General features: G+C 49.8%; 7 protein-coding genes. 2 read left to right on the top strand and 5 right to left on the bottom strand.

What is annotated here, in order from left to right; translation table 11 throughout:
• The first annotated feature begins 7 nt into the window (after positions 1-7).
• Together IEY13_RS04890 and IEY13_RS04885 are read left to right on the top strand one after the other, a co-directional pair.
• Complete coding sequence (locus IEY13_RS04890; protein WP_188950820.1) at positions 8-568, top strand: hypothetical protein; 561 nt, start codon at positions 8-10, stop codon at positions 566-568.
• A gap of 26 nt (positions 569-594) precedes the next feature.
• Positions 595-1317, top strand: coding sequence for a fibrobacter succinogenes major paralogous domain-containing protein (locus IEY13_RS04885; RefSeq protein WP_188950819.1), 723 nt, complete (start codon positions 595-597; stop codon positions 1315-1317).
• On the opposite strand, the gene IEY13_RS04880 is transcribed toward IEY13_RS04885, so the two are convergent.
• The 5 genes from IEY13_RS04880 to IEY13_RS04860 all read right to left on the bottom strand — a co-directional run bounded on the left by IEY13_RS04880 (position 1314) and on the right by IEY13_RS04860 (position 15887).
• Positions 1314-2609: an acetylxylan esterase gene (locus IEY13_RS04880; RefSeq protein ID WP_188950818.1), complete on the bottom strand. Its 1296-nt coding sequence runs from the start codon at positions 2607-2609 to the stop codon at positions 1314-1316. The genes IEY13_RS04885 and IEY13_RS04880 overlap by 4 nt on opposite strands.
• Before the next feature lie 97 nt (positions 2610-2706).
• Positions 2707-3336 carry a 4'-phosphopantetheinyl transferase family protein gene (locus IEY13_RS04875; protein ID WP_188950817.1) on the bottom strand — a complete coding sequence of 210 codons (630 nt, stop codon included), beginning with the start codon at positions 3334-3336 and terminating at the stop codon, positions 2707-2709.
• 49 nt (positions 3337-3385) lie between these two features.
• Positions 3386-7396, bottom strand: coding sequence for a non-ribosomal peptide synthetase (locus IEY13_RS04870; protein ID WP_188950816.1), 4011 nt, complete (start codon positions 7394-7396; stop codon positions 3386-3388).
• Between the two features lie 11 nt (positions 7397-7407).
• Positions 7408-14211, bottom strand: coding sequence for a polyketide synthase (locus IEY13_RS04865; protein WP_188950815.1), 6804 nt, complete (start codon positions 14209-14211; stop codon positions 7408-7410).
• Between the two features lie 731 nt (positions 14212-14942).
• Positions 14943-15887, bottom strand: coding sequence for a PorP/SprF family type IX secretion system membrane protein (locus IEY13_RS04860; protein ID WP_188950814.1), 945 nt, complete (start codon positions 15885-15887; stop codon positions 14943-14945).
• Positions 15888-15891: the final 4 nt, after the last annotated feature.

Below are 15891 nucleotides of genomic sequence, written 5' to 3'. Positions count from 1 at the left end.
AACAAACATGTTGAACAAGCTTATATACCTGTTATTACTGCCTGTAGTGGCATGCAACAACCCTACACCAGATGTACGCCAGCTAATGCTGCCCGCTACACAGTTTACGGTTACCCAAGCACCAACAGATACGCTGGCGACCTTTATACGCAATACGTTTCCGGGATGCCGCATTTGTACGCAGGCCGATTACGACAATAGCTTCTGGTCTTTCTACGATACAACCTATGCCATGCCCTGGTATGCCGCCGTGGACATCAACGATGATCAGCGTACAGACATGGCAATGCTGATAAAAGAACAGCAAACCCTGAAGCTGCTGCTGCTAATGGGTACAGACACCGGCTATAACTGGCAGTGGGTGGAAGACTTTTCTATACCCCTCCACAATAATCAGAAAGTAACCTATGGCCTGCACCCGGAACCACCGGGGCAGATAGACATTGCCTACCCCACCATCACCTCACTCATTCTCCCCTCCAACGGCATTAACCTGTATTATTTTGAAAACAGGCATGCCCTCTATTACTGGAATGGCAACCGCATAGCCGTTTTTAAAACCAGCTAACCCTATTTATCAGTTAAAACATGCACATGAAAACTGCACGCTACCTTACTCTGTTCATTCTTATAATAGCAACCCAGGCTTGTAGAAAACCAACACCTGCTGTTGTTACCGATATAGATGGCAACACCTACCCTGTTATTAAAATAGGAAATCAATACTGGATGGCGCAGAACCTGCGTGTTACACGTTACCGCAATGGCGACAGTATTCCGTATATTACAGATACGCCTGCCTGGAGCAATACGCGAACCGGTGCCCGCTGTAACTACAACAACGATACTTCGCTTTTGTGGCACCCTACCTCAACTATTGCAGGCAACGGAAGCATTATAGCTGACAGTACACCTGTTAAACAGTTCTATGGTTGCCTGTACAACTGGTATGCCATCAGCGACCCGCGCCAACTGGCCCCTACAGGCTGGCACATACCCACCGCCGCTGAACTGGGTACATTGGTAAAAAACCTGCGTGGCGATACCGTGGCGGGCGCTTACCTGAAAGCAACCAGCTGGAACACGGCCCGGCTGCACATGCCCACAGCCGATGGTTTTAATGCACTGCCCGGCGGCTACCGTATGGGAAACGATGGCAGCTTTCACACCTTAGGCAGTAATGGCTACTGGTGGCATACCCATGGCAGTTACGAACTGTTTGCCTGGAGCCCACGCTTCTACAGCACCTTTGCCGATGTAAAAAGAGATCCGCAGTATTACACTTACGGCTTATCTGTACGTTGTATAAAAGATTAAGGACGAACCAGCTGCTGCTGCACCCATTCCATAGCAGCCTCATTACTCTCCGGAAAACGCCAGTGCCCCGATATGGGTGTTATTATTATTGTTTTGGGGGCCTGCACACTGTTTACCGCAGCAAATACAGAAGTGGGTGGTGTGGTATTATCGTTATACCCCCACGAGTAAAAACCAGGAGCTTTTATATGCCGTGCAAAATTCACTACATCATAATAAGCCAGGGTATGCAGCACCTCCGGCTTGTTAAAGTATTGCTGATTGCTATTACCCAGTATATGTGGCCAGCCACCTGCACGGCCATGCAGATAGCCGGTTAAATCGCACAGGGCAGGATAAAAAGCTGCCAGACAGGTAACCCGCTTATCCAACGCAGCAGTAACCATGGTTAAAGCACCACCCTGGCTGCCACCCGTAACCACCACATTCTTACCATCAAATTCCGGCAGGCTGCACAAATAATCTACCGCCCGCACACAGCCCAGATATACATGTTTGTAATAATACTGATCGCGGTTATCTGCGCGGTGAAAATAGTAATCGCCAAAAGCACTGCTGATGCCGGCATAGCTTTCCGCAGACAGCAATGGAGATATACCATGTATCTCAATATTCAAAGTAATAAACCCGCGCTCTGCATAGGATACCATAGGCGTAATAGGTTTAATACCCGCCCCCGGCACTTCCAGCAGTACCGGATACTTACCCGGCGCCTTAGGTTTGCACAGGTATCCATATAACCGTTGTCCCTTTCTGGTGTGCTGCAGCTGTACCAGATACACGTCTATGGTACCGGTAGATTTTTCCGGCAACCAGGTTACCATAGCATCCATAGGCACCTTTGCTGCCTCGGCCTTAGCCGTATCCCAGAAAGCCGCAAAATCAGCAGGCTGCTCTACCGTAGGCTGTATACGCTCCGGCGAAAATGCCAGCTTTATCTCTCCTGAATAGGTTTTGCCCTCTACCGTAACCCGTGTTTTAAGATAACGGAAACCCGGCTGCACGCTGGTACCCAGCACAATTTTACCCGTGCCTTCCGCCAATGATATCTTGTCTTTTTTATCGGCTGCAAGTAACTCACCGCCTGCTTCATAACTCACAACCACATTCTTAACCGGAACACCCGCTTTTAATACCGTTACGGTAACAGTGGCAGACTCACCGGTGGTATAATTCCAGTTGGCATGATCTGGCGTTAATACAAAATCCACCAGCTTCAGCGGAGCAGGAGTTTGGGAAAACAATAAAACACACGCAGTTATACACGAAAGAAAACAAACAATCTTTTTCATATCAGCTATCCGTTAGATGGTAAGTGGTTATGAGACTAAAATACTGCATCCCGGTTTAGTGCCCCGAAAAAACAACGGTAACGATTGCAATCAACACCTATGGATGCACCAACTCCCGGCAAACAACAGTAACCGCTGCACCTTCTTCCAGCGCCAGCGCACCGGTATGCTCCGTATCCACATCAAAACTCACAATAGAAGAACGGCGTAACGTATGCAGTTGCGACAACTGATCGTCCAGGCCCCGGCCCGTCATTTTCAGATAAGCTTCTTTACGGGTCCATAGCTGGTAAAAGCGTTTCCGCATATCCTCACCCGCCTGCATATAAGCCAGCTCGAAGGGGTGAAAGGTTTGCGCCGCCACGGGAGCATAATCAAACTGCTCCTGCATCTGCTCTATATCCACACCTGATTGCTGCCTGCTAAAGGCAAACAACACATAGCTGCCTGAATGAGAGTAATTAAAAGCCACCGGATAATCTGCTTCGGGCTTACCACCGGCCGTACGCCGGATGTGTATCTCTTCTGCCGCCACACCTGTATAGGCAGCCAGTAATAACTTCAGTACCACACGGCTGGTAAAAAAGCGGCTGGCATCTTCCACCCGGCGGAAACGGCTACCCCGCTCCCCTTCTTCTCTGGTAAGCAGATGCCGGTGGGCGGCTACAAGTGCATACACTTCCTTCACATTTACTTTCCAAAGGTCTGCACCCTCAGCCGGTTGCATACGCTCTGGTAATGCAGTACGTTGCCATACGGCCGGGTAATATATTAAATCAGCGGGCACCATTTGCTTCCGCCGTTTCAATAGCTTTTAATAACGAACGAACAAACCCAACCTCATATGGAGGCTGAATAAACGTTTTATGATCGCCCGGTAACATATGTATATGTAACCCTCCTTTTGCAAAAGGTTTCCAGCCCATATAATGCGGCTCATCCAGATAATACAAACGCTTTTTTACTTTAAACAAATGAATAGGCTGGTGGTAAGGTGCAAGCCGGTAATTCAGATACGCATCCTCATATTGCCTGTACACACGTTGCTGAAACGACTGTTCCGTACTGATAGCCACCTCTTCTTTACCAGCCAGACTTAACGCGCGGTTATTCAACTGCCGTAGCTGATACAACACCGTATCTTTCGGATAACGGAAAAAGGAACGTAGTATAAACAGAAACTTGGGAAACTGACGCTTTACTTTCTTTATAAGCTTCATTCCCGTTGTATCAAACCGGGCCACGTTATCTACATATGTATCAATCATTCCCAGCAAAGTCACCTGTTTACCTGCTGCCTGTAACTGTTTAGCCATTTCCAGCGCAATCATTCCGCCCAGCGAATAACCTATCAGTATATAGGGCCCATCCGGGTTACTTACCAGCATATCTGAAATATAACGGGCAGCAATTTCTTCAACAGAATGAATGGCCTGATCTGTTCCATCCAACCCTAATGCCTGAATACCGTATAAAGGCCGTTCCTCATCAAAATGCTTTATCAGAGAATGGAACAGAAAAACATTCAGTCCGGAGCCGTGAATCATATACACCGGCGTTTTGTTACCGCCCGGTTTAATAGGCACCAGCGAGGTCCAGCTTACCTCTTCCTTATCCTCGATAAGTGCTGCCAGCTGCGCCAGCGTAGGATGATCAAACAAAGCGGAAATAGGCAAACGTTTGCCGGTTTCTTTTTCAATACGCACCATTACCGATACGGCCGTAAGCGAGTGCCCACCCTGTTCAAAAAAGTCATCGTGCAGGCCCGGACGCTCCAGTTCCAGTAAGTCCTGCCATATGGCAGCAATCATTTTTTGTGCCCGTGTTGCAGGAGCCTGCCATTCCTTCTGCGTTACAGCAACGGCGGGAGTATGCAGCTGCTCCAGCTGCTGCCGGTCAGTTTTACCGTTAGCACTTACAGGTATTGACGCTACAAACACAAACTGCTGCGGCACCATCCAGGCGGGAAGCAGCTGCCCCAATGCCCCCCGGCAGGCAGCCACCATTTCGCCCTGTGCCGCAGCATTCTTTTCCGGAGTGGCTATATACGCAATCAGTCTGCGTCCTCCCGCTCCATCGTCTGCACCATGCACCACCGCCTGCTGCACGCCCGGCACGGTCTGCAGGTGAAATTCAATTTCTTCCGGCTCTATTCTAAAGCCACGTATTTTAATCTGATGATCGGCACGTCCCAGACATTGTATCTCACCCTGCGGCAGCAGCTTACCCAGATCGCCTGTTTTATACAAACGTCCTTTGCCATGCGCATCGGCCACAAACCTTTCCGCCGTTAACGCTGTTTTATGCAGATACCCCTGCGCCACACCATCCCCGCCTATATACAATTCGCCCACACTACCTACAGGTACCGGCTGCCGCTGCTCATCCAGCACATACAACTGCATGTTCTGCAAAGGGGCACCTATGGTAATAACCTTATCCTTCGCTGTTACCTGTTTGGCAGTAGCATAAATAGTGGTTTCTGTAGGGCCGTACATATTCCATACTTCACCACAACGATTCAGCAGTTGCGCCGCCAGCGATAACGGCAAAGCTTCGCCGCCGGAAATTACCCGCATGTTGCCCTTATACTGCCAGCCACTATCTACCAGCATACGCCAGGTGGCAGGTGTTGCCTGCATCAGCGTAACAGCTTCTTCCGCTATCAGTGCAGTAAGCAAACGGGCATCGCGTGCGGTAGCCGCATCAGCCAATACTATCTGCGCGCCTGCCAGCAGCGGCAACAGCAACTCCACATATGAAATATCAAAAGAAATACTGGTAATAGCCAGTACCTTATCAGCAGCAGTAATGCCCGGCACCCGTAACATGGCTGTTAGCAGGTTTACCAGGTTACGGTGACTCACCATTACGCCTTTAGGCGCACCGGTAGAGCCGGAAGTATGTAGTATATAGGCTGATTCATTACCGCAGTACACCACCTCAGGGGCCGTAGTAGCATAGTTGGCCAATGCATGCATCAGGTCAGGCAGCAACAAACACTTTACATCCGCAAACTTACCTGCGTACGTATTGGTGGTAATTACCAGCTGCGCGCCGGTATCTTCCAGCACATACTGTGTACGCGCTTCGGGATAAGAAGGGTCCAGCGGCAGAAACACAGCACCTGCCTTCATAATTCCCAGCAGCACTATCAGCAGTTCCGGTGTTCTGTCCAGCGCCACGCCTACCTTATCGCCGGGCAGCACCCCGTGTACCTGTAATGCACGTGCCAGCTGATTAGCAGAGGTGAATAATGTTTCATAACTCATCTGCACCTGCCCCATACGCAACGCTATAGCATGCGGCTGCTCAGCAGCACGGGCAGATAACAATACATCAGTACGCACATGAGCGGGATATTCGTGTTCCGTATTATTCATGAATGCAGCAACCGCCTGCTCACCACCGGCATCTGCCAGTGCAAGCGTCTTCAGGGTTACTGACGGCTCCTGTACTATCTGTGTAAGAATATGTGTAAACCCCTGATGAAACTGCTCAATTGTTTCAGGGCGGAACAGTTGTGTGTTATAGCTCCACTCCACCGTCAGTTGCTGCCCCCGTCCGCTGATGTTTACAAACAGCTCAAAGGTTTCATACTGCCGCGGGTGGCTTTTTAATTCGTATTGCAGGCCCTCAAAAGCCACATCATTATCCAGCCCCATATCTACGTTAAACACCACCGGCACCAGAGGTACCCGTGATGAATCGCGGGAAATATTCAGCGCCTTTAACAAGCTGCCAAAAGTAATATGCTGGTGTTCATACGCGTCCAGTATATCCTGCCTGCGTTTACGCAGCCAGGTCTGAAAAGGCATATCTGCCTCCGGTATGCTCTTCAGTGGCAACAGGTTTACGCAATGCCCTACCAGACCATTGTTTCCTGTGCTGGCTTGCCCTGCCGAGGGCAAGCCCAGTACTATCTCAGCCTGCCCGGTAAGCTTATATAAAAACACTTCAAAAGCCACCAGCAGAGCAGTTACAAAACTGCTACCCGCCTTTCTGGACATATCCTGTACACCGGCTGTTAAAGCAACCGGCAGCATATAATCCATACGTCTGCCCGTATAACTGCGGCGTGGCATACGCGCAAAATCTACCGGCATATCCATACGCGGTGGTGCAGGTGCAAACTGCCGTAACCAGTAATTGCGTATCCGCTGCTGTTCTGCCAGCGGCATTTCCCGCTCTGCCTTGGCATAGGCCGTCATCTGTGGCGCTTCGGGCAATTGCGCCGCTTCCCCACGCACGGCTGCAGAATAAAGCTTACCCAAATCCTGCAACAACACACCTACCGACCATCCATCCCCAATAATATGATGTATCTGCATCAGCAACACATGCACCTCTTCTGACAATACAAACAACTGAAACTGTACCAGCGGGCCTGTCTGCAGATCAAACGTTTGCTGCGTACACTTTACTGCCGCTTCCCGAATGTATTGTTGCTGTGCACCGGAAGTAAGATGCCCCAGATGTATACGCGATAAAGTAAAGGGTGTATAAGCATAAACAAACACATACTCCCCATTGGCGCTTACAGCAGCGCGCAAAGCTTCATGCCTTTGCAGCAACTTTTGTATGGCATTCTCCAGCACATCTGCATGCAGCCCTCCGGTAAACGTTACAGAAAAAGCTTCATTATATGCACGGTTAGCATCTTCCCCTCCAATGAGGGAAGAAAGAAATATTTCTTTTTGCGACTCGTTGGTAAAACCCGCTTTTTCAACAGCAGGCCCCCGGAACGGGTCGTAATCTATAGAACGGAATGTTAAACTACCAGACATCTTATGTTTTACTACGATTCAATAATTTCCAGATATTTCCCTTTGTGTTTCGGATCTGGTAAAAACCATGCAGGATTACCTGCTGCATTCCTGCCCAACCTTGCTGCCGGGTGCGGTGCTGCCTCAAACACATCAGCCGCCGGCTTACGCCCGGCTGCAGCATGTATATATACAGGTACCAGCTGCACTGCCTTTAAGGCAGCAATACTTTCTTCAAACACCTGCAGAATGGTATCTACATCTTCGGTAGTATGTGCTTCGGTAAGAAAACAAGGGAAACCATCCCAGATATGTATGCCCTTTTCCCGCAGCAGGGTAAACAGCAATTCGCTGTAAGGATATTCTTCATGAAACTTCAGCTTCCATAAGGAAGAAAAATGCACCGCATACACCGGCACCTGTTGCTGACGGCAAATTCGGTTGAGTCCGCTTACCAGATAATTGGTAAGCAGGTTCATCTGCTCCTGCAAAGCCCCACCCTTCTGCTGCAGATAAGTTAGCGTAGCATGCGCTGCCGCCAACGCCAGTGGATGCCTTACAAACGTACCCGCAAAATAGGTAACGCCTGCTTCTGGTACCGAGTCATCGCCATACTGCCAATGCCCGCCATCCAGCGCATCCATAAACTGCCGCTTACCGGCAATAGCACCTATAGGCATGCCACCTCCGATAACTTTACCATAGGTGCCAATATCTGCCTGTATACCAAACATTGCCTGTGCGCCACCGGGGTGCGACCGGAAACCCGTAATCACCTCATCAAAAATCAGTACCGAACCTGCCTCCTGCGTAATCTCTCTTACTGCTTTCAGAAACGCTACGGGCTGAAACTCAGGCCTGCGGCTCTGCACCGGTTCTACCAGTACAGCCGCCAGTTCATGCGCTCTTTCCCGTATCAGTTGTAAGCTCTGCTCTGTTCCATACTCCAGTATCAGCATATTCTGTACCGCCTCCGGCAGAATGCCCGGCGCCGCGGGAAAACTTTTCAGTTGTTTAGTACCCCTTACAATCACTTCATCAGCAATACCATGGTAAGAACCGGTAAATGCCACAATCAGCGAGCGGCCGGTAACCGTTCTGGCAATACGCATTGCCCCCAGCACTGCCTCCGAGCCTGTGTTGCAAAGCGCCGCACGGTCAAACCCAGTAAACGAACAGATCATACGTGCCACCTCACCACTCAGTACATGCTGCGGCCCAATTTCATATCCATCTTCAACCTGCTGTAATACCGCTTTCTTCAATACCTCCGGCTGATACCCCAGCATGCTGGAACCAAACCCATTCAATACATCTATATATTCATTACCATCCACATCCCACAAGCGGCTGCCTTTACTTTTATTGGCCACTATCGGATATACGAGCTCCTTGGTTTGCGGCTTAAAGCCCGATACTACCCTGGGATCAGCCATATGCCAGCGGTGTTCCTGTGTATACGCTTTACTTTTACCGGTTCTGGCGGTATACCGTGCAGTTAACGCATCCAGAAACTGCTGCTGTATACCAGAAAGGGCCGTTCCTTTTTTATCAATACGCGCCGCCGCTCCAAACGGTTTCTTCAACTCCTGCTGCTCTGTTACAGTAAGTGCAGCGGAAGGCGTAACCTTTTGCATTACCTTACCGGGTTGCTGCAGCGCTGCTACCTGCCTGCTTAAATCTGCCAGCTGCCGCATAATAACATCCAGCGGCGCATCACTACCCGCAGGTAAAACCACCTCATTCACTTCTGCTGCCTCCGGTTCATCCGGCAACACGCCCGACAGATAATCTGCCAGCAACACTACGCTGGTACAGGTATCATTCAACTGCCGGAAAGATACCGGCACACCAAACGCCTTTTGTAAGCTGATGGCCGCTTGTGTAAGCAGCAACGAATCCATACCCAGCTCTATAAAAGAAGCCCTGTAATCATCTGCCGGCAGTACAATACCAGAAGCTTCTTCCAGTAAAGCAGCCACCCGCTGCTGCAACCGCTCTTTACGGCTTATAGCAGATACAGGCCTGGCAGTTGTTACCAACGTTGTATTAGTTTGTACACCGGTTTCTGTACCGGAATCCCTATTCGTAAACTGCGGCGCAGTACGTGTATCCACAACATCCTCTGCAATAGCATTCATTGCTTTTGTATTATCACTAACCGGCCCCAGCCAGTAATATTTTTTATGGTACGCATAAGCTGGCAGCAGTATACGCTGAACATGAGTATTCACATATAAAGCACGCCAATCAGGCTTTATGCCCAGCTGCCACAAACGGCCCAGTTGCTCCAGCAAAGCTTCCCGTACCTGTTCTGCCTGCATATCAGGTATGCCTGCCATTACCGTAATCTCCGCCCCTGACTTAGATTGTGTATTGGATACGTGTGCCCCCCCCGCTCTATGCGTAGCTACCGCATCAGACACGCCGGCACTTTCCTGCCGTTTCAATTGTTGCAGCGCCAGTGTTGCCAGCGTTTTACCCGGGCCCACCTCCAGCAGCACCAGCTTTTGCTGTGCTGCCGCAAACTGCACAGCAGCAGAAAACTGTACGGTAGCACACATGTGATGCGTCCAGTAAGCAGCACTGGTAGCTTCCGCATCGGTAAGCCAGGTACCTGTTACAGTGCTCACCACCGGCTTACGGGGTATATGTAATGGTATGGTATGAATAACCTGTTCAAAAGCAGGCACCGCCGCCTGCATGGCAGCGGAATGAAAGGCGTGGCTGGTATTAAGCGCCTTATTCAGAATGCCTGCTGCATCCAGCAGCTTTGCATAAGCAGCAACTTCCGCAGTGTCGCCCGCCACCACACATAACGCAGGTGCGTTTACCGCTGCTATACTCAGCGAAGCGGGTAAGGCAGGTAAAGCACTTACCGCAGCCCGTACAGATAACATACTGCCACCCGGCAATTCACTGATCAGCCTGCCTCTGCTGGTAATCAGCAACAGCGCATCTGCCAGGCTAAACACCCCGGCCAGATGCGCCGCTACAAACTCGCCCACACTATGCCCAAGCAGTATTTCCGGCTCAATACCTTTGCTCATCCACCACTGCGCCATGGCATATTCTGTTACAAACAACGCAGGCTGCGTATACAGGGTATTATGCAGCCTCTTATCATCAGCATCTTTTGTAAATAATACATCCGGTATATCTATTCCGCACAGCTGCTGTATAATAGCAGCGCAGGTGTCCACTGCTGTCCGGTATACCACTTCCCGCTCATAAAGCGCCCGCCCCATTCCGGCAAACTGCGCCCCCTGACCGGGAAACAGAAACGCCACACCCGGCACCTGCGCCGGAACCAGTTGTGCAGCAGCTTGTGAAGTATGTGTTTGTTCCGTAGCACCTTGCAAAGCAAGCTTCTTATGTGCATTCACTACGTTACTTAAACGCTCCTGTAACTGCGCCACGTTATGCGCCACCACAACTTGCCGGAAACGAAAGTTTTCGCGGGTGGTATGCAGTGTATAAGCCATATCGCGAAGCCTGGTTTCCTGATGCTGTTGCAGGTATTCCATTAACCGCTCTGCGTATAACAATAAGCTTTCCTGCGATTGTGCAGACCAGGAGATCAAAGCCGTATCCTGCTGAGCCAGGTTACTATCCATTAAGCTGGATTGCCTGCCATCTACATGCGCACTTTTCTGCGCTTCATTTTGTAACACCGGCACCGGATATTCTTCCAGCACCACATGTACATTGGTACCACCCACACCAAAGGAACTCACCCCTGCACGGCGTACAGAGGCACTATCCCATTCAGCATGTTTATCATTCACATAAAAAGGACTATTAGTAAAATCAATCTCCGGATTGGGGGTATGATAATGCAGCGTAGCAGGCAGCTGCCTGTGGTATAACGACAATGCCGTTTTTATCAAACCCGCCACACCTGCTGCATGGGTAAGATGCCCGATATTGCTCTTCACCGAACCTATGGCGCAATACTGCTTTTGCAAAGTATTGCCATAAGCCATTTTCAACCCTTCTATTTCAATAGGATCACCTACAGGTGTAGCTGTTCCATGCGCTTCTACATAACCAATGGCGTTTGCCTGTACACCTGCATCCTGCAGAGCCTGCGCAATAGCACCTGCCTGCCCCGCGGCATCCGGCGCACTAAAACTTACTTTATGGCCACCATCGTTGGTAATACCTACGCCACGTATCACCGCATAAATGGTATCGCCTGCTTCTATGGCTGCTTCCAGCGGTTTCAGTAACACTACACCCGCACCATCGCTGAACACCGTGCCACTGGTATTGGCATCAAACGAACGGGTATGCCCGTCGCGACTGAACATAGCACCTTCCTGATACAGATGTCCGCTGTTTACCGGTGTGGTAATACTTACCCCGCCGGCAACAGCAACATGGCACTTACCATTACGTAATGCCTCCACTGCCTGCGTAACTGCCAGCAGCGAAGTAGAGCATGCAGAAAACACACTTACCGCAGGCCCCTTCAGGTTCAGATGGTAGGCCGTACGGGTACTTAAATATTCTTTTTCATTCAGGGTGTCTGCCTGTAACCTGCCGGCCTGTTCCAGTATATCCGGCCGGGTAAGCACCTGCTTCTGAAAATAACTGCTGCTGCCACTACCCGCATACACACCAATAGAGCCGTTGTACACAGCAGGTAAATGCCCGGTGCTTTCCAGCACCTCCCGCGCTATTTCCAGAAACACCCGCTGCTGCGGGTCCATTACCTCTGCCAGCCGCGGTGTAATACCCCAGAACCCGGCATCAAACAAAGCCACATCGTTAATCACACCCCGCGCTTTTACATAATCAGCATGCTGCCGTTGCACAGCAGGCACCGTTTCATCCAGCTCCGCATCAGTAAAAAACCGGATTCCTTCCCTGCCTTCTTTCAGCAGATTCCAGAACGCCTCTGGCGTGTCTGCACCCGGAAAACGGCAGGCCATTCCCACCACTGCAACATCCATCTGCTGCTGCCGTACCGGTTGCACTGTTTGTATAAAAGCCGCCTGCTGCCCATCTTCCAGGTAAGCAGCTAATGTACCTATGGTAGGGTACTGATATAATTTAGTTACGGGAAAAGCAATCCCCTGCTCTCTCAGCAACAGAACTGCCCGCTGCGCCAGCAGTGAGTTACCGCCCCATTCAAAAAAGGAATCATCCAGCCCTATACCGTCCACACGCAGTACCGTTTGCCACACCTGAGCAATCTGCTTTTCCACAGCAGTAACCGGTAAACGCGCACCGTCTGCTACTCTGTTGCGCACAGGTGCAGGCAATGCCTTCCGGTCTGCTTTACCACTGGCTGTAACCGGAAAAGTATCCAGCCATACAAAAGCATCCGGTATCATATATTCCGGCAGTAGCTGCAACAACTGTTGCCTTGCCATAGCTGCCGGAAGCGTATCATTCCTATCACTTTTCAGATAAGCCACCAGTTGTCTGGCACCGGGCTCATCCTCACGCACCATTACCACCGCATCTTTCACACCTGGCAATCTATGTAGCGCCAACTCCACTTCTCCGGTCTCTACCCGGTAGCCGCGGATTTTTACCTGACCATCACCACGCCCTTCAAACACCAGCATGCCATCTGTAGTGTAATGCGCACGGTCGCCCGTATGGTATACACGCATGCTTCCTTTTTCCGGATGCTGCCAGTAACGGAACTTCTCTGCCGTTTGCTCCGGCAGGTTCAGGTATCCTTCTGCCACACATACACCAGCAATACACAACTCGCCGGTAACACCCGGTTGCAGGCATTGGCCCGTTTCATCCAGTATATAAATCTCTGCTCCGTTAATAGTAGTTCCTATACCCGGTAAATCGGGCCATAACAGCGGGCTGCCACTTAATACCAGTTCTGTTACCACATGGCATTCCGTAGGCCCGTACTGATTGTATAATACACAAGAAGAAAGCTTTTGAAAAAAGGTACGCAGCTGAGGAGTTACCTTCAGTTGCTCGCCCGCCGTCATCACTTCGCGCAGCGCAGCAGGATACTTACCTGTACTTACACAGGTTTCAGCAAGCATTTGCAGAGCCACAAACGGCAGAAACAAGCGCTTTACCTGCTTCGCTTCCAGCACCTGCAACAGTTGCTCCGCATCCATCCGCCAATGGTCTTCTATCAGCACCAGTATTCCACCCGTGGTAAGCGTAGCCCATATCTCCTGAAAAGACACATCAAACCCCAGCGGCGCAAACTGCAGCGTGGCATCACCTGCTGCCGCAACAGAATGTCTGTTCTGCCAGCGGATGAGATTAACAACCGCTTCATTACCCATGCAAACCCCTTTAGGTTTACCGGTAGAGCCTGAAGTAAACAGCACATAAGCTAAAGGGAACACCTTTGTTCCAGCTAAACCAGACATATCTTTTGTATCAGAAGAAGCCTGCACCTTCAATTCCTGAAGGCCGGCAGCCCTGGTTACAGTAACCTCCCCGGTAAGCACAGGCTTCAACCCCAACGCCTCAAAAAAAACGCTTTCCTTTGGTGGATACAAACAATACTGTACACCCGCATCTGCAATCTGCTGCTGCAAACGCTGAACAGGATAAGAGGTATCTAATGGCAGATAAGCCTTACCGGCAAAATGTATTGCTAACAGGCTCACAATCATATCTATACCGCGCGCGCTACTGATGGCGATAATGGAACCGGGCAGGGAGGCTATGCTATGCGACAGCCGGACGCTGCGTTCATGCAACTCCCGGTAGGTAAGAGATTCATTGTGAAAGGACAAGGCAACCGCATCAGGATGCAGCTGCACCTGCTGCTGAAACAACAGATACAATGGCATACGAGCGTCACCTACACCTGTAAAGTCAGTGCAGACGTTCATAAGGAATACGGATAGTTATAGAATGCAATATTATTGCGTAAACACCGGAAATCACTGAAAATGGGCTTAAACCACCACTGCCGAACTGAAGATTCGCTTAAGTTGGTACAGAGCAGAAGGACACAGGTTGCCGGATTCAGGATAAAAGCCGGGTAAGCAAGCTTTGAAAAGACAGGGAGTGACCCCGGTAAGTTACCTGAAATCCGTCCAGTCGACGTTACATTACGCCGACCAGTTCAGATTTCATAAAATATGGATAAAAAACGGGGGAAAAACGAGGTTAAAAAAAATTCCCGTAGAAACGGGAATACGCTTTAGTTATTCTATAAATCAAGAAAGTATGTGTACAGCCCGCGCAGTACACGTAATATGGTAGTTAACAGGAAAAACAGTATCCTGTTTATAATCAAAGTTAAATTCAAAAAGAACCGCCGGACTCCGGCAAAACCATAAGAACGAAGCTTATATCTTATGGAAGTATTGTAATTACACGTGCAAATTAGGGAGCTTGCCGCATGTAACAGGGTTTTACAGGGTATTTAATTACGAAACCGATTTCGTAAAGCATACTTAAACAAGGTAACAATCAACATGGCAGAACCCCTTGCCAAAGTTTTACACGCAGAAAACACAGCAAAGTACAGTACAAAAGCCATGGGTTAGATAAACAAAAACACAGATGCAGGACTTGTTGCCTGATAAAGGCAAATACCCCGCACCTGTGTGTAACCTTAATATATATTCTTTGGCTCTTTATCCCCCCTTTCCTTATCAGAGGCAAAAAAGTAAGTCATCATCAGTTCATGGCTCCCCGTATTGTATTTCACCAGCCGGGTAGTGCTGCGGTCGTAAGAATACCCAAACCGTAGTTCAGGAGTTGCCTGCACCTGTGCCATAATAGAAATATCTGCCGCCGAACGGTACGAAAGCCCCACACCCACCATTTCCTTCATCCACAGATTGGCGTTCAGGTCCAGCTCCAGCGGTGCGCCTCTGCTGCCCTTAAACAGGAAGGAAGGTTTCAGGGTAAGATCGGGACTCAACTCAAACAAATAGCCACCGGTAATAAACAAGTGCAGATACTCCCGCGCAATCAGCTGGTTGGTAACCAGCACCTGGTTGTTCTGCAGCGTGTTATTCAGCAGGTGCGGTACAGCAGCGCCAATGTAGTATTTGTCTGTATTGTAAAAAATACCGGCACCAAAGTTCAGCATCGTCTTTTTTACAAACTGGCTAAATCCCGGGTCCATAGGCGAACCGGAATTCATTTCCACTGAGGTAAAGTCGGCTCTGAAAAAGCTGGCCCCACCACGCAGCCCCAGTGAAAGGGTACCCTTATCTGTCTGAATTTTAAAGGCATAGTTGCCATACACATGGTTGGTACGGGTAATGCCTATTTTATCGTTAGATAACAGTAGCCCCAGCCCTACTTTCTTCTTTTTAAAGGGGCCATCTACCGCCAGCGTTACCGTTTGCGGTGCGCCAGGTATACCCACCCATTGCCTGCGGTACAGAGCGGTTGCAGACACCTTGTCACGCACACCTGCAAAGGCCGGGTTTATCGCCAGTTGATTAAACATATACTGGGTATACATCGCATCCTGCTGTGCCGCCACTTTATAGCCTGCCATTACCAGTAACAGGAGTAGTACAAAAATCCGTTTGTTGTTTTTCATATTG

The sequence above is a fragment of the Filimonas zeae genome (genome assembly GCF_014641615.1).
Lineage (GTDB): Bacteria > Bacteroidota > Bacteroidia > Chitinophagales > Chitinophagaceae > Filimonas > Filimonas zeae.
The sequence above is the reverse complement of the archived record's forward strand: the minus strand, read 5'-3'. Positions and strand labels throughout refer to the sequence as shown.